The 16231-nt window shown below is 63.2% G+C and carries 13 protein-coding genes and 2 pseudogenes; 3 read left to right on the top strand and 12 right to left on the bottom strand.

The genetic code is table 11. From position 1 onward, the window contains the following. Nucleotides 1-77 precede the first annotated feature (77 nt). The 10 genes and pseudogenes from ACYVL5_RS21130 to ACYVL5_RS21175 all read right to left on the bottom strand — a co-directional run bounded on the left by ACYVL5_RS21130 (nt 78) and on the right by ACYVL5_RS21175 (nt 11355). On the bottom strand, nt 78-1016 hold the full coding sequence (locus ACYVL5_RS21130; protein ID WP_460597549.1) for a hypothetical protein: 939 nt from the start codon (nt 1014-1016) through the stop codon (nt 78-80). A 76-nt stretch (nt 1017-1092) separates the two neighbouring features. Beyond that, entirely contained in the window at nt 1093-1563 is a 471-nt protein-coding gene (locus tag ACYVL5_RS21135; RefSeq protein ID WP_460597550.1) for an FKBP-type peptidyl-prolyl cis-trans isomerase, read from the bottom strand. A 76-nt stretch (nt 1564-1639) separates the two neighbouring features. Then, nucleotides 1640-2881: a DUF1015 domain-containing protein gene (locus tag ACYVL5_RS21140; protein ID WP_460597551.1), complete on the bottom strand. Its 1242-nt coding sequence runs from the start codon at nt 2879-2881 to the stop codon at nt 1640-1642. A gap of 162 nt (nt 2882-3043) precedes the next feature. Continuing rightward, nucleotides 3044-3877, bottom strand: coding sequence for a C40 family peptidase (locus tag ACYVL5_RS21145; RefSeq protein ID WP_460597552.1), 834 nt, complete (start codon nt 3875-3877; stop codon nt 3044-3046). 192 nt (nt 3878-4069) lie between these two features. After that, a protein-coding gene (prfB, locus tag ACYVL5_RS21150) for a peptide chain release factor 2 (protein WP_460597553.1) occupies nt 4070-5186 on the bottom strand; the annotation gives its coding sequence in 2 pieces (ribosomal slippage) (nt 4070-5116 and nt 5118-5186; 1116 coding nt in all). Nucleotides 5187-5446: 260 nt separating this feature from the next. After that, nucleotides 5447-6904: pseudogene (gene lnt, locus ACYVL5_RS21155) on the bottom strand (apolipoprotein N-acyltransferase); the annotation flags it as partial. A gap of 68 nt (nt 6905-6972) precedes the next feature. Next, the gene (locus tag ACYVL5_RS21160) at nt 6973-7836 is read right to left on the bottom strand and encodes a hemolysin family protein (RefSeq protein ID WP_460597554.1); all 864 of its coding nucleotides are present in this window, start codon (nt 7834-7836) and stop codon (nt 6973-6975) included. 41 nt (nt 7837-7877) lie between these two features. Then, complete coding sequence (locus ACYVL5_RS21165) at nt 7878-8585, bottom strand: diacylglycerol kinase (RefSeq protein WP_460597555.1); 708 nt, start codon at nt 8583-8585, stop codon at nt 7878-7880. 30 nt (nt 8586-8615) lie between these two features. Further along, nucleotides 8616-8981, bottom strand: a complete 366-nt coding sequence (gene ybeY, locus ACYVL5_RS21170) for an rRNA maturation RNase YbeY (RefSeq protein WP_460597556.1) — start codon at nt 8979-8981, stop codon at nt 8616-8618. Then, complete coding sequence (locus ACYVL5_RS21175) at nt 8968-11355, bottom strand: HD family phosphohydrolase (protein ID WP_460597557.1); 2388 nt, start codon at nt 11353-11355, stop codon at nt 8968-8970. Before ACYVL5_RS21175 ends, ybeY begins: the two co-directional genes overlap by 14 nt. A gap of 241 nt (nt 11356-11596) precedes the next feature. On the opposite strand from ACYVL5_RS21175, the gene eno reads away from it, so the two are divergent. Next, nucleotides 11597-12886 carry a phosphopyruvate hydratase gene (gene eno / locus ACYVL5_RS21180; RefSeq protein ID WP_460597558.1) on the top strand — a complete coding sequence of 430 codons (1290 nt, stop codon included), beginning with the start codon at nt 11597-11599 and terminating at the stop codon, nt 12884-12886. A 223-nt stretch (nt 12887-13109) separates the two neighbouring features. After that, nucleotides 13110-14021, top strand: coding sequence for an RluA family pseudouridine synthase (locus ACYVL5_RS21185; RefSeq protein ID WP_460597559.1), 912 nt, complete (start codon nt 13110-13112; stop codon nt 14019-14021). Between the two features lie 7 nt (nt 14022-14028). Here ACYVL5_RS21185 and ACYVL5_RS21190 read toward each other — a convergent pair whose 3' ends face one another. Further along, entirely contained in the window at nt 14029-14688 is a 660-nt protein-coding gene (locus ACYVL5_RS21190) for a protein-L-isoaspartate(D-aspartate) O-methyltransferase (protein WP_460597560.1), read from the bottom strand. Between the two features lie 957 nt (nt 14689-15645). Between ACYVL5_RS21190 and ACYVL5_RS21195 the strand changes: the two genes are divergently transcribed. Continuing rightward, nucleotides 15646-16125, top strand: a complete 480-nt coding sequence (locus ACYVL5_RS21195) for a BCAM0308 family protein (RefSeq protein WP_460597561.1) — start codon at nt 15646-15648, stop codon at nt 16123-16125. Here the strand turns inward: ACYVL5_RS21195 and ACYVL5_RS21200 are convergent. Beyond that, a pseudogene (locus tag ACYVL5_RS21200) lies at nt 16094-16231 on the bottom strand (IS30 family transposase); the annotation flags it as partial. The gene ACYVL5_RS21195 and the pseudogene ACYVL5_RS21200 overlap by 32 nt on opposite strands.

Consider the following 16231-nt stretch of genomic DNA (forward strand, 5'->3'; position numbering starts at 1 on the left):
TCCTTATGTAGTAAGCGTCATTGCACTGCAAAAGCGTCACATCTTATAGCATTCTAATACTGCAAAGGCAAGTTTCTTCACTCGACGATCGACACCTCGCAGCTCCCCCCGCCGGCAAACCGTCCGCGCCCCAGGTATTCGCCCCCCCAGAAGGCCGCCGCCTCGCCGGGCGGGAGCTCGGCAGCCACCTTCTCGAAGGAGAAGGAGAGCGGCCGGGAGTCGCCGCGCCCCCCCTTTACCAGCGTCAGGGGATAGCGGGCCAAAAGCGGGAATTCGCCGGTTACCTCGCGGGGGAGGGCTCCCTGGCTCACCGTGCCGGCCGAGACGAGCAGCGTCACCCCCTTGTCAGGGGCGGGAATCCTCGCGTGCAGCAACAGTTCCCCACTCTTGTCTCCGACCCAGCGGAAATGGTAGCTGGGGGTCCAGTGCCCGCTGCCGGCAAGGTAGGAGACGGCCGCCCGCGGTGAGGTCAGCCAGACCCGGGCGATCTGCCCCGCCTTCTCCTGCGCGGCCAGTTTGCGCTCCACCGATTCCAGCGACCGCTCGCAGCTCTTTCTGGCCCGAGAGACCCCGTCCAGCCTGGCCAGCGCGAAGTCGGTCCCCTGCTTGAGGGAGGCGACCGGGTCGGGATTGGTCTTGGTGGCCCGCGGCGCCTTGCCGCTTTGGCTCTTCACCGCGGCGGCGAAAATCTCCTCGCGGCGGGAGAGGAGTTCGAGCCGGTCCTGCAGTTCGGTCCGCTGCCGCTTGAGAAGGGCCAGCTCCCTGATTTGACGGGGGCTTTTGGCGGCGGGTGCCACTTCCACCCGGAGGATCTCCCCTCCCCCGAGCGGCCTCACCCGCAGCGACCCGGCCGTGAAGGAGCCGGGAAGCGGATACTCGAGGTATCCTTTCACGGCGGCCACCGACTCTTCGACGCGGACGCCGTCCAGGTAGTAGGTGACCCTCTTCTGACCGGCCAGGGCCGGTGCGTGAAGCGCCAGCAAAACCACTGCGCAGACGAGCGGGACCAGTCGCATAAGCCACCTCCCGAGGCGGATTTAAAGCTACAAATGTACCGCGGGAGGTTTGCTTTTCAAGCGGAGGTGAACGGTGCTACTTCGCTACGTCCAAAAGCTCCACTTCGAAGATCAGGGTCGCGTTGGGGGGTATCACCCCGCCGGCCCCGGAGGCGCCGTAGCCCAGCTGGGGAGGGATGATCAGCTTACGCTTGCCGCCTACCTTCATGCTCATGACCCCCTCGTCCCAGCCGGGAATCACCTGGCCGGTGCCGATCGGGAAGGAGAAGGGCTGGCCGCGCTTGACCGAGCTGTCGAAGACGGTGCCGTCGACCAGGGTGCCGGTGTAATGGACGGTGACCATCTTGCCGGGAGTGGGTGCCGGCCCCTTCCCTTCGACCAGGTCGGTGTAGGAAAGCCCGGAAGCGGTCTTCACCGCGCCGACCGGGGCGTTGGCGGCAGCCGTCCCCTTGTCCGGGGCGACGGCGGTCTCCTTCTGCGAGCAGGCCGGAATGACGACCGCGGCGATCAGCAGCAAAAGGACCATGATCTTTTCAACGTTACGCATCAATCCTCCATCAAAGCTTTGCTTCTATTTTGTAAATCTCGTGTGCGATATGTGCTCCAGCTTCCGCGGGTTGTAGTTAGTCCAGCAGGTGTAAAAAGAGCCCGCTTCTAAGCTTCGGCTCGAACCAGGTCGATTTGGGGGGCATGATCTTGTCCTGGTCGGCCAGCGCCATCAGCTCCTCGATGGAAGTCGGGAAGAGGGAGAAGGCCACCTCGTACTCCCCGGAGTCGACCACCCGCTCCAGTTCGCCGATGCCGCGGATCCCTCCCACGAAGTGGATCCGCTGGTCGGTGCGGGGGTTGCGGATGCCGAGCACCGGGCTCAGGAGGTTGTCCTGGAGGATGGAGACGTCCATCGAGGCGACGGGATCCTCCTCGTTGAAGGAATCCTCGCGGGGAACGAGCTCGTACCACTTGCCGGCCAGGTACATGCCGAACTGGTGACGGTGGTCCGGGGCAAGCGATGCCGGTACCGGGGAGACCTCGAAGCGCTCGGCCACCCGGGCCATGAACTCGGCGATGCTCCGGCCGTTTAAGTCCTTGACCACCCGGTTGTACGGCATGATGGTCATCTCGTCGTCGGGGAAGATGACGGTGAGGAAGTAGTTGTACTCCTCCTGGCCGGTGTGGTTGGGGTTCGCGCCCTTGCGGAGATCCCTGACCCGGCTGGCGGCGGCGCTGCGGTGATGGCCGTCGGCGACGTAGAGGGTCGGGATGGCGGCGAAGCGCTCGGTGAGCCAGGAGATGAGGACCGCGTCGGCGATGGCCCACAGGGTGTGGGATACGCCGTCGCCGGTGGTGAAATCGTAGAGCGGCTGGTCCTCGGTCACCTTGGCGATGGCCCGGGTGATCTCCGGGTCGTGGCGGTAGGTGTAGAAGACCGGCTCGTCGTTGGCGTTGAGGGTGTCGATGTGGCGGACGCGGTCCTCTTCCTTGTCGGCCCGGGTCAGCTCGTGCTTCTTGATGGTGCCGTCCTGGTAGTCGTCGACCCCGGAGCAGACCACCAGGCCGGTCTGGATGAGCCCGGCCATCTTCTGGCGGTAGACGTAGTAGCGCTCCCCGTCGTCCTGCACGAGGGCGCCTTTGGCCAAAAGGGCCTGCAGGTTGTCATACCCCTTGCGGTAGACCTCGTCGGAGTGCTCATCCGCCCCCTCCGGGAGGTCGATCTCGGGACGGGAGATATGGAGGAAACTCACCTCGTTGCCGGCGGCCATCTCCCTGGCCTCCCGGGTGTTCATCACGTCGTAGGGAAGAGAGGCCACCTTCTCGGCCAGCTCCTTCTTGGGCCTTACGCCCTTGAACGGTTTTATGAATGCCATTCCTGCTCCTGTCGTTCTAGCGGGAGAGGCTCGCGCCTTGCCCCCGTTGGCGCCCGCCTGCCATCGCGGGCGTGACGCACCAGTCTGCGTTCTTACATCTTTACAAGGCCGGTGTCAACCTTCGCGGCACCGTTTCCTAATGAAAAATTGCCTTCCCGCTGCTTAGAAGTACCGCTTGGCCCCCACGAAGTGCTTGAGGAAGTAGCTGTCGTCCATGGTGGAGATCTTGATGTCGTCACCGCGGCGCGGTGCGTGGACGAAGCGGCCGTTGCCGACGAAGATCCCGACGTGGTTGATCTGCTCCTCGGAGGTCCCGAAGAAGACCAGGTCCCCCTCCTTGAGCTCATCCCGTCCCACCGCGTCCCCCACCCGGAACTGCTCCCGGGAGGTGCGTGGGATGTTGACCCCGCAGAGGTTGTAGACCGCGCGCACGAAGCCGCTGCAGTCCATGCCGTCCACCACGGTATCCCCGCCCCAGCGGTAGGGGATGCCGACGAAGCGCTCGGCGGTCTTCGCCGCGATGATTCCCATGTCGCTTCGCTCGCGCCGGGGGGGAGGCGGCTCCCCCTTGTCGATCTTCTTCGGGCGCGGGCGCGGCGTGATGGAGGCAGAGGGGGCCTTCTCGATGGACGGCTCCCTGGTGGCGAGGGAGACGTGCTGCTGGGGGGCGGCGATGAAGTAGGAGGCGATCACCCGCTCCTTGACCAGTTTCCTGGCGGTGCGGCTGGCGTCCTCGCGCCTGTCGAAGTCGCCGAAGCGAACCGCGTAGATGCCGTTTTCCCGTTTGAAGTAGAAGGCCTCGATCCCCTTCTCCTGCAGCTTGCGGGTGAGGCGCTCGGCGTTTTTCACCTCGTGGAAGGCCCCGACCTGGATGGCGAAGCCTATGCTCTTGAGCCCTGCGCGTTCCGTGCGGCCGGCGCGCTCGGTGGCGCAGCCGGTGGTGACCGAGGCGAGGAGAATGATACAGACCATTACTGTCTTGATACTGTGGAACATCAAAAGCGTCCTTATGATTCGGCGGCGTCGCCGCTTCTTTTCGTGACCGAAACCGTGTCAGTGCGAAGGTGCCAGCCCAGTGGGTCAGGCATCTTTTAATGTAGTGCCAGTCCCAGTCCAGGGGGGCAGGCACCTTCTAACGAAAGTCAACTCCAGGGGGTCAGGCACCTTCTAATGAAGGAGCCAGACCCCTTAGATGTCCTTGGTCTCCCGGCGGACCCCCATGAGGTACGGGACCACGAACTCTTCCAGCGAGCCGTCGAGCACCGCATCGGGATTGCCGCTCTCCACCCCGGTCCGCAGGTCCTTGACCATCTTGTACGGGTGCAGGACGTAGGAGCGGATCTGGCTCCCCCAGCCGATCTCCTTCTTCTCTCCGGCGATGTCGGCCGCCTTCGCCTCCCGCTCCCTGAGCTCCATCTCGTAGAGCTTGGAACGGAGCACCTTCATGGCGGTGGCCTTGTTCATGTGCTGGCTCCGCTCGCTCTGGCAGGCCACCACGATCCCGGTGGGGAGGTGGGTGATCCTGATGGCGGAGTCGGTGGTGTTGACGTGCTGGCCGCCGGAGCCCGAGGATCGGTAGGTGTCGACCCTGAGATCGCTCTCGGAGATCTTGATGTCGATGTCCTCCTCCTCGATGATCGGGAAGACGAAGACCGACGCGAAGGAGGTATGGCGCCGGGCATTGCTGTCGAAGGGGGAGATCCGCACCAGCCGGTGGATCCCCGCCTCGGCCTTGAGATAGCCATAGGCGAACTCGCCGGTGGCGGCGAAGGTGACCCCCTTGACGCCGGCCTCCTCTCCCGCCTGGAAATCGGTGATCTCGGTCTTCCACCCCTTCTTCTCGCAGTAGCGCAGATACATCCGAAGGAGCATCTCGGCCCAGTCCTGCGACTCGGTGCCGCCCGCGCCGGCGTTGATGGAAACGAAGGCGCCGGAGTTGTCGTGGGGGCCGGAGAGCATGCGGCGGAACTCCGCCTGGGTCACCCCGTTCTCCAACTCCCCGTTCATGGCGGCCACCTCGGCGAGAGTGGCCTCGTCCTCCTCTTCGCTGCCGAGCTCGATCAGCTCCCGGATGTCGCGGGCCTGGCGGTCCAGCGCTTCCCACGCGGTGACGTCCTTCTCCATCGCCATCCGGTTTTTCAGGATCTTCTGGGCCTTATCGGCATCGTTCCAAAAATCTGGACGGTTGGTCAGCTCCTCGAGCTCCTGCATCTGCTCTTTTTTATTGTCGACGTCAAAGAGACCCCCGAAGCTTGTTGATACGCTCGGCGAGCCCTTCGACCTTGGCAATCTCTTCTCTGAACATCGTCTACTCCTTTGTATGGATAAATCCGTCGCCGGCAACTGCCGGCGGATGGTTGTCGTTCGTTGGCGCGAACGCTGCTGGGATCAAGGCGCATCGCCAGGATGATCCCCGAGGTGATCATCGTCCTGGCCGGCCATGCGGTAACCGGGGTGGTCGCCCAGGTCATCGCCGATATGGTCGGCAAGACGGTCCCATTCATCGGACGCGGTCGGATTGCAGTCGTCAGATTTTACTGGCACGGCATCCTCCTTTGGCCCGCCTCTCCAGAAGATGAAAACCACCATCCCCAGCGAGAGCGCGAGGCACCCCAGGGCGAAGAGGTCGCCGTGGCGGCTGTAGAAGCTCCCCCCCTCCCCGCGCCGGACCTCCCCGGCCAGGGTCGCCTCCTCGAAGAGCGAGGTCATCCCGCGGATATGCCCCTTGGCGTCGATCACCGAGGAGATCCCGGAATTGGCCGCCCTCACCAGGGGGACCCGGTTCTCCACCGCCCGGAAGACAGTCATCGAGAGGTGCTGGAAGGGGGCGGACGAGTTTCCGAACCAGGCGTCGTTGGTGATGGCCACCAGCAGCCCCGCTCCGGCGGCAAGATAGCTACGCGCCACCTCGGGGAAGATCCCCTCGAAGCAGATCAGCACCCCGACCTTGCCGAGCGGGCTCTCCAGGGCGACCGCCCGTTGGCCGGGGGAGTAGTCCCCGTATCCCTGCACCATCTTGTGGAGAAAGGGAAGAAGACCGTTGAGCGGCACGTATTCCCCGAAGGGGACCAGGTGGAGCTTGTCGCTTCTCCCCGCCACCCTACCCTGCGGGGAGATCAGGAACGCGCTGTTAAGGTTCCGTAGCTCGCCCCCCTCCCGCTCGGTTGCGGGGCTCCCGGTGATGAGGGAGCAGTTGAGGTCGGCGGCCAGCTTCTTCACCCTCGCGGCGTAGACCGGTTCGTCCTCCAGATTGAAGGGGAGCGCGCTCTCGGGCCAGACCACCAGGGTATCGCCCCCCTGGCAGCCGCGGCGGGAAAGCCGCTCGTAGGTCGCCACCGTCTGCTCCTGGAAGGCCTTGTCCCATTTCCGGTCCTGGGGGATGTTCCCCTGCACGAGGAGGACCCGCTGCAAGGGACCGTTTTCGCTGCGGTGGAGCGCGGTGAAGCCGTAGCCCAGGGTGGCGACCAGCAAAAGGAGCAGGGTCAGGAACGGGGTCACCGGGTAGCGCGGGTCCCGCCCCCTCACCCAGCGCCACATCCGGTAAAATACCGCGTTGGCGAAGGCCACCAGGTAGCTCACCCCGTAGACGCCGGTCAGGTCGCTGATCTGGATGAGCGGCAGCGTGCGAAACTGCGTGTAGCCGAGCAAGGCCCACGGGAAACCGGTCAACAGATGGGCACGGAGCAGTTCCCCGGCCACCCATAAAAGCGGAAACGAGCAAAGGAGAGGGATCCCCCTTTCCTCTCCCCGTTTGGAAATCCAGAGAACGGCCGCCGGATAGAGAGCCAGGTAGCCGGCCAGCATGAGGTAGAGCGAGCCGCCCACCGTCCAGTGGAGGTGGCCGAAGCCGGTCATCACGATGTTGAGCCAGTAGAGGATGCCGGCGAAGGCGGTGACTCCCGCGGTGAACCCCAATGCAAAGGCGTCTTTGGCCGGCACCCGGGATGCCGCCGCGAAAAGCGGCACCAGGGCGAACCAGGCCAGCGCGGAAAAGCCGGGCCTCGGATAGGAGGCCGCCAGCATAAGGCCGGACAAACCGGCCAACAGGTAGGGCAGCCTCACCGCCGAAGCGGGAGGCTGGGGTATGGTCTTCACGGTACTTCGCTATCCTTTTCCTGCGGCCCCGGCTCGCGCCTGACCACCCGCACCTTGGCTATCCTCCGCTCGTCAGCCTCCAGCACGGTCATCTTAAGCTCGGCGTTTTCCACCACCTCGCCCACCAGGGGGATCCTCCCGATCAGGTGGAAGATCAGCCCCCCGAGGGTCTCGAACTTGTCCCTTTCCACCACGATGTCGAATTGCTCCTCGAGCTCCTCGATCGGGAGTCTCCCGTCGGCCACCAGGATCCCGTCGGCATCCACCGTGTAGCGCTCGGTCTCGGTATCGTACTCGTCCTGGATGTCCCCCACGATCTGCTCCAGGAGGTCCTCGATGGTAACCAGGCCGGCGGTCCCGCCGTACTCGTCGATCACCACCGCCATGTGCACCCGGCGCTTCTTGAAGTCGTGGAGGAGCTCCTCCAGGTTCTTGGTCTCCGGAACGAAGAAGGGGGGACGGATCAGGCTTCTCAGCTCGATCTGGTCGACCGCCTGCCCCCAGTACTTCAGGAGGTCCTTGGCGTAGATGAGCCCGATGATGTTGTCGATGGTCCCCTCGTAGATCGGGAGACGGGAGTGTCCGCTGGCTATGATGGACTGCAGGACCGAGCTTACGTCTTCGCCGATCGCGACGCAGGACATCTCGGTCCTCGGGAGCATGATTTCACGGACCACGGTGTCGCCCAGCGCCAGGATGGAGCGGATCATCGCGTTCTCTTCGGGATTGATGACCCCCTCTTCCTCGCCGGCATCCATGATCTCCTGGATCTCCGCCTCGGTTACCTTCCTCTTGCCGGACAAAAGTCTCCCGATCGACTCGATCAGCCCCTGCCCCTTGCGTCCGTTATCGTCATCCAAGGTTGTTACCCCTCCGTTTGATCTGCAGTTTTCTCTCCGGATCACCCCATCCCCTTGAAGAGCAGGATGACCACCACCGTCATCACCGTCCCCACCGTAGCGCCGAAGACCACCTCCCGCACGCTGTGGATCTGCAAAAGGAGGCGGGAGTGGCTCACCATGACCGCCAGCGTGAAGCAGAGAAACGACACCAGCGGGTCTTGGGTGTTGAGCGAGATGGAGGTGGCGATGGAGAAGGCGACCGCGGCGTGGCCGCTCGGGACCCCGCCGTGCAGGGGAGTCCCGGTGCCGGTCATGGCCTTCAGGATGATTACGGCGATAAGCACCAGGATGACGGAGACGACGGTCCCCAGCTCCGATGCGGTTCCTACCATGGCGAGAATCCCCCTGTGCAGCGGGAACAGGTACTTGGAGAGCACCAGGTATCCCATCACCGCGGTCCCGAAGGCCGCCACCAGTACGGCTCCGGCGGCCACGTCCTTGGCGATCTTGGCCAGAGGATGGAACTGCGGCGAAATCATGTCAACCACCACCTCGATGGAGGTGTTCAAAAGCTCCGCGAAAAGCACGAAGGAGATGGCGAGCGCCAAGAGCATGAACTCCACCGCGGTGACCCGGAAAAGGAGCGCGGCGGTCAGCACCAAAAGCGACGCCACGAAGTGGTGCCGCATGTGTTTCTGGGTCCTGACGGCGTAGAGGATCCCGTCGATGGCGCAGTTGACCGATTCTATGAAGCGGGTGGGCTTCACCGGTCTCCTCCGGTTCGCTGGCTCGCCGCTCTAGACAAGCCCCTCCTCCTGGAGGATGGCGAAGATCTCCCGCTCCTTGGCCTCCATGCGGGCCGCTTCGGCCTCGCCGCTTCTTTCATGATCGTAACCGGTGATATGCAGGATGCCGTGCATGAGGAGAAAATAGAAGCGCTCCAGGAAGCTCTGGCCCGACTCCTCGGCCTCGCGGGCCGCCGTGTCGACCGAGATCACCACGTCCCCCAAAACGCCCGGGTTGATGGCGCCGAATTCCCCCTCCTGCATGGCAAAGGAGATCACGTTGGTGGCCTTGTCGCGGCCCAGGTAGTCGCGGTTCATCACCCGGATGGCGCGGTCCCCCACCACGGTGACCGAGAGCTCCGCCTCAGGACATCCCAAGGCGTCTAAGATCCTCTGCGCCGCCCTTCGAAGTTCCCTCTTCCCGACCGGAATCCGCCTTTGGCGGTTCGCTATCGCAATCCTCTGGACCTCGTTTGCCAATCTTGTTCTCCTTGTTCTCCTTGTAGGCTGGCTCCGGATAGTCGATCCGGTGGTGGTAGATCCCGGAAAGTATCGTGTTGAAGCTCTTGGCTATCTCGTGGAGGTTCTTCAGGGTCAGCTCGCACTCGTCGAGCTGGCCGTCGATGAAGATGTTGTTGATGATCTTCTGCACGAGCCCCTGGATCCTGGCCGGGGTCGGATCGGTCAGCGTGCGCGAGGCGGCCTCCACGCAGTCGGCCAACAGCACGAGCCCCGCCTCCCTGGTCTGCGGCTTCGGCCCCGGGTAGCGGAAGTCCCGCTCGTCCACCGGGGGGCTCCCCGGCGTCTCCATCCCCTTGGCCTTGAGGTAGAAGTAACTGATGAGCGAGGTGCCGTGGGACTGGCGGATGATCTCGATGATGGGAAGCCCCAGCCGGTGCTCGCGGGCAAGCTCCACCCCTTCCTTCATGTGCGAGATGAGGATCAAGGCGCTCATGCTGGGGGAGAGCTTGTCGTGGCGGTTCTCGCCGTCCCCGATGTTCTCGATGAAATACTGCGGCTTTTTGAGCTTGCCGACGTCGTGGTAGTAGGCTGCAACCCGGGCCAGGAGCGGATTGGCGTTGATCGCCTCGGCGCCGGCCTCGACCAGGTTGCCGACCAGCACGCTGTGGTGGTAGGTCCCGGGGGCGCGGATCATCAGCTCCCGCAAAAGCGGCGAGTTGAGGTTGGCGAGCTCGAGGAGCTTGACGTCGGTGGTGTACTGGAAGAGCGCCTCGATGAGCGGGATGGTTCCCGACACGTAGACGGCGTTGATGATCCCGCCGAGGAAGGCGAAGAGCAGGCAGTAGACGGCCTGCATGGAGAAGGGGGAGTCGCCGTAGATATGGAAGCAGAGGGCGACCGCCATGTTGACCACGCTCACCTTGATGCCGGCCGAATAGATGGTCCCCCGCTCCTTGCACTGGCGGACGCCGTGGGCCCCCACTATCCCGCCCAAAAGCGCGTAGACGGCGACCTGGAGGGAGTTGTTGAGCATGAGGCCGGTGAGCGGGGCGCAGACCGCGCAGTAGACGAGCGCCACCTCCGAGTTGAGGATGATCCTCACGATGATGGCGCTGGCGGCGAACGGGAAAAGGTAGAAGTAGCTCGCGGTGTCGACCCCGGGGAAGAGGCCGCCCAAGGCGGTGGAAACGGCGAAGACCAGCTTGAGGATGGCGAAATTAACCACCGTCAAAAGGGAGAGGAGCAGGATGTCCTTCCCGGTCGGGTTGAACTTGCGGATGTTCTTCCTGCCGAAGCGGTAGAGGGCGTAGCTCAGCACGAGCACCAGGCCGTAGATCCCGACGCCGGTGAGAAGCGGGGTGACGCTGCGGGTCTTGAAGATCTTCTCGAGTTTCAGGGCCTGCTCGGCCGACACCCGTTCGCCGACCCTGACGATCATCTCGCCCCGTTTCATCCGGAAGAGGACCGGGCGGACGGCGGCCCGCGCTTCGGCCTTCTTGTCCTCGGTCGCGTCGCGGTCGAAGGTCAGGTTGGCGGAGATCATCCGCTGCACGAGCCCGCGGACCGCCTGGAGGTCGCCTGTATGGGTGAACTGGGAAAGCTTGAGCGAGGCGGCCTGACGGCGGACGGCCCCGAGATCCACCACCGTCGAGTAGTCCCCTCCCGCCACCTCCTGCTTGGTCCCCTGGTCGATCACCAGGACGCCGTGCCGGCGGTCGGAGGCGAAGCGGGCGGCGTCGGCGACGATCCGCTGGCGGTACAGGGGTGCCAGGTGCCTGCCGAGCTCGGAGAGGAAGGGGCGCTCCTGCCGGATCCGGCAAAGGGCCGCGAACTCCGCAGGGGAGACCTCCAGCGAGAGGGCCGAGGCAACCGCCAGTCTCCCGCCGTCCGGCTGATCCTTCTTCTCCTTGACCAGCCTGAGCGCGTCGTCGAAGCGGCGGATGATCTCGATGTTGGCGTTGGCGTCCAGGCTGTAGACAAAGGGAGCGGTCCCCTCCGCCTCCGCGCGCTTCTTCTCGGTGAGGAGGAGATCCTCGATCAGGTAGTCCTGGGTGGCGCGGATATCGGAGGTGGCGATGTCCCCCTCCCGGTAATTCACGGAGAGGAACTGGGGGCTCGGAATGATGAGCAGGGTGAGAAAGAGGGCGGTCAGATACAAAAGTACCAGCCGGCTGCGCCGGTCGGTGACCTCACCGGCGAAGTAGTCCGCCACCTTCTCCAGCCAGCGGGTGGCCAGCCGCAGGATGGAGCTCTGCTGGATCTTCTGTTTTTCGCCGGCGTCGGTGGGCATTATCTCGGTATTTCCCGCATGTTGGGACAGAGAGTGCGATTTTGAGGCAAGGTGCGAATATATCTCGTTTGCCAGAGCACTGTCAATCTAAACGAAGTTATGCTGGGCGCCGCTTACCCGGGACACAAGTTAGCAAAAATTTAGTAAAACAGCTTCCATTTGCCGTCAGATATGTTATATAACACGGATTCCATTAACGGGCAGGCCCCGTTTATCATTAATTTCACACAGGGGAGGAGAGATGAGCCAGATAACCGACGTGTACGCCAGGGAGATCCTTGATTCGAGGGGTAATCCGACCCTCGAGGTTGAAGTGTTCCTCGATTCCGGTGCCATGGGGAGAGCCGCGGTTCCCTCCGGGGCTTCCACCGGCGAGCGCGAGGCGCTCGAGCTGAGGGACGGCGACAAGGGGCGCTACCTTGGGAAAGGTGTCGAGAAGGCAGTCTCTAACGTGAACGACATCATCGCCGACGAGATCACCGGCATGGACGCCACCGACCAGGCCGGCATCGACAAGAGGATGCTGGATCTCGACGGGACCGATTTCAAGAGCCGTCTGGGCGCCAACGCCATCCTCGGCGTTTCGCTGGCGGTCGCCAAGGCCGCTGCCGAAGAAGTCGGCGTGCCGCTGTACCAGTATATCGGCGGGGCCAACGCCAAGGAGCTTCCGCTGCCGATGATGAACATCATCAACGGCGGGGCCCATGCCGACAACAACGTCGACATCCAGGAGTTCATGATCATGCCGGCCGGCGCCTCCAGCTTCAAGGAAGCCCTCCGGATGGGCGCCGAAATCTTCCACGCCCTCAAGTCCGTGCTGAAAGGCAAAGGGTACAACACCGCAGTCGGTGACGAGGGTGGTTTCGCTCCCAACCTGAAATCCAACGAAGAGGCCCTGGAAGTCATCATGGAAGCCATCGTCAAGGCCGGCTACAAGCCGGGCGAGGAAGTGCTGCTCGCCCTCGACGTCGCCTCCTCCGAACTCTTCGAAAACGGCGTCTACACCCTCGAGAACGAGGCCGAGCCGAAGAAGACCGCCGCGCAGCTGGTCGATTTCTACGAGAACCTGGTCAACAAGTACCCGATCATCTCGATCGAGGACGGCATGGCCGAGAACGACTGGGACGGCTGGAAGCTTCTCACCGACCGCCTCGGCAAGCGTATCCAGATCGTGGGCGACGACCTCTTCGTGACCAACCCGGCCATCCTCAAGGAAGGGATCAAGAAGGGGATCGCCAACTCCATCCTGATCAAGCTGAACCAGATCGGTACCCTGACCGAGACCCTCGACGCCATCGAGATGGCCAAGCGCGCCGGTTACACCTGCGTCATCTCCCACCGTTCCGGTGAGACCGAGGACACCACCCTGGCCGACCTCGCCGTCGCCGTCAACGCAGGCCAGATCAAGACCGGTTCCCTCTGCCGTACCGACCGCGTCTGCAAGTACAACCAGCTGCTGAGGATCGAGGACGAGCTCGACGAAGTCGCCCTTTTCCGCGGCGCCGAAGTCTTCTACAACCTCAAGAAGTAGCTCGAGGCCACCAAAGCCCCCAAAGGCGCACCCGAACCCGGGTGCGCCTTTTCTTTTTGCGTGCCGGGTTGCCCCCTCAGCGGCCTCAGCGGCCTCAGCGGCTACGCCACAGCTGTGCCACTGTGTTACTGCTCTCCTGCTCTCCCGGGTCCACCGGGTCCACCGGGTCCACCGCCCCCCGAATCCCTTGCGTCCCCCGACTCATGAGGCTATACTCCCCACCATGTTAACCTTTAAAATCGAACCCCAAGATCATTTCCGCCGCGTTGACAGTTTTCTCCGCAACCTCCTCCCGACCGCCAACGCCTCCTACCTCAAAAAACTGCTGGCCTCCGGCCACCTGACGGTGAACGGTGCGCCCCCCGGGCCGGGCCAGTTCCTCAAACTTTCCGACCAGGTGAGCCTGAAGGAGAGCGGGAAGACGGCCGCTTTCGTGGCCCGCACCCGTCCCGACTTGGACATCCTCTTCGAGGACACCTGGATACTCTGTGTCAACAAGGCCGCCGGCCTCGCCGTCCACCGCACCGTCGATCCCGACGAGGCCAACCTGGTCCAGGTAGGCGAGGAATTTCTGAAAAGAAGGGACGGCACCGGCCGTCTGCGCCCCGTCAACCGTCTCGACAAGGGAACCTCCGGCGCGGTGATTCTCGCCAAGAGCGCCGTCGCTGCCGGCATGTTCGGGAAAATGGTGCAGGACGAGGGATTGGGTAAGCTCTACCTGGCGGTGGTGGAGGGAAAACTTCCTAAAAAGGGTGAGATCGACGCCCCCTTGGACGGCAAGGAGTCGCTGACGAGGTACGTGAGACTCTTCAACGGCGGTGGCACCGCCCTGGTCGCGGTCTACCCGCTGACCGGCCGTATGCACCAGATCCGCCAGCACTTCAAACTGATCGGACACCCCATCCTCGGAGACCGCCGCTACGGGGGAAAGTCGGTGACCGGCCTGACCGGCCACGCCCTTCATTCCTTCACCACCCGGCTCGTTCATCCGGCCACCGGGGAGCCCCTCGAGATCCCGGCGCCCCTGCCTGCGGAGCTGCTGACGCTATTGACCAGGCTTTCTGCCCAGCACGAAGAAGCCCTTCTCCAGGCACTCAGCGATATCCCCGCCTGCGAGGTGGCGGTCGAGGCCTAGCCCCTGCTCACCACCCCTGCTCGCCGATCAGCGGCACGAAGCGGACCGCGCAGAGCTCCTCCCGATGAAAACTGTTCTCGTCGGCCCGGCGGACCCTGACGAGCGTCTGCAGATGGGGTACGGCTCCGACCGGGATCACCAGTCGCCCCCCCACCGCCAGTTGTTCCATAAGGCCTGCCGGGACCTCGGGCGCCCCGGCGGTCACCACGATCCCGTGGTAGGGTGCGTGGTCCGGCCAACCGAGGGTGCCGTCGCCGACATGGACCAGCACGTTGCGGTACCCAAGCCGCGCCAACCGCTCCCGGGCGCTCTCCGCCAGATCGGGAATCCTTTCCACCGTAAACACCTCGGATGCGCAGCGGCTCAACACCGCGGCCGCGTACCCCGACCCGGTACCGATCTCCAGCACCCGCTCCCGGCCGCTCAATTGAAGCGCCTCGATCATATAAGCGACGATGAAAGGCTGCGAGATGGTCTGCCCGTCCTCGATCGGGAGAGGGGTATCGTCGTACGCGTGGTAACGGAGCTCCTCCGGGACGAAATCCTCTCTTGCCACCTCCCGCATGCCCCTGATTACCGCCTGGTCGCGGATCCCTCGCGCCATGAGGTCCATGGTGATCATCCGCTCCTTTTGTCCGGCCAACTCCTGCTCTAAATATCGTGCCATGGCACCCTCCAGGGATGCTTCATTGTAACACAGCAAAGGGGGTGAACAACCGGCAGGCCGCCCTCGGCAGCAGGTCCGAAGGACTAAAAAACGACTAAAAGACGCCCGGTTGCCTCGCGCTACAGAACTTATAGACGGTGTTGACTCTCTCTAGGGGGAGTAGTACACTTAAATTGTAGAAGAGAGGTTCTTTGAAACGAAACTCTGGAGTACACGTATTGGATGCGTTGGGAAACCTGATGATACCTATCCGCTTTTGATCCCAGGTTTCAGACGTGGTGTGCTCGTCCTGAAAGGGAAAGGCCTGAAGCGTTTTCCGGGGACATGCTTTACAAAAGTGCGCGTTACCCACAGATCCATACGGCACTCTGGAGATAGTAGCTGGCACTCAAGGAGATGAAGCCGATAGGCGTGCAAATCTCATCCGCCAGGCGCGTAATCACCGCTTGAAAAAGGGTAGGTACCATGGGGCCACCGGAAGTTGATCATGGTCCTGACAGGAGCATGCCCTCCGAACCCAAACACCTACACCGACGGATAAGGATAAAGCATCTCAGATATTGAGGGCCAGTTACGTTATGAGAGGGCGCGGCGTTAAAAGCACCGCGCCCTTTTCATTTATCTGCGGAGCAAACCCACAGGTGGTCCCCCTGCCGCCCTGTATACCCCGCAGCCGTGCCAGTCCGCGCACCAGCGCAAACACGGTACCTGCAGCTTCTCCCTGTTTGCTCACCCGCACACCACCCCCAAGCATTATCACCCTCTCCTTATTTCGCACACCTGGTCACCGCTGGTCACCGCTATCACCGCCCGTCCCGCGCCGGTCCCGCCTGTCCCGCGCCGGTCCCGCCTGTCCCGCGCCTGCCACTGCCCCCCCTCCGGTCCCACCGCCCGTCATGCACCACCCTCGCGGGGTGCTATAATAGGCCAAGCACATTAAAGTCCAGGAGGTAGCGTATGCCACACGGACGGAACAGAACGGGGGTAGAAGAGAAGGGGCAGCGAAACGTCCGCAGCCTGGAGCCCTACCTGCCCAAACGCGGGCTGCCGGAGGGCGCCACTTGCAGGGGATGCGGCATCATCTACCACAACAAGAGATGGCAGGCCGACAGCGCCGCCCTCACCCACAGCGGAGAGACGCTCTGCCCGGCATGCCAGCGGATGGAGGATCACAACCCGGCGGGGGTGGTGACACTCTCGGGGCCGTACCTCTCCTCACACAAGGAGGAGATCCTCAACACCATGAAGCAGGAGGAAGCCAAACACCGCGGCAAAAATCCCATCGGGCGCATCATGGAGATCCGCGACGAGGATGGCCGCATTACCGTCACTACCACGGATGACAAGTTGGCCCAGAAACTCGGGCGCGAGGTCTACAAATCACAGAAGGGAGAGCTCTGTCAATTCAAGTTGCAAATGCACCAGCGAGGGCAGTAGCAAAGACCTCAGCGGGCGTCCGGTAGTCTAAACACTTGCGGGGGCGGTTATTTAGCCGATCGACTGCCTTCTGTACCGCCTCTTCTTTGACACTGCGGAAGGTTGT

This window comes from Geomonas sp. Red276 (assembly GCF_054784495.1).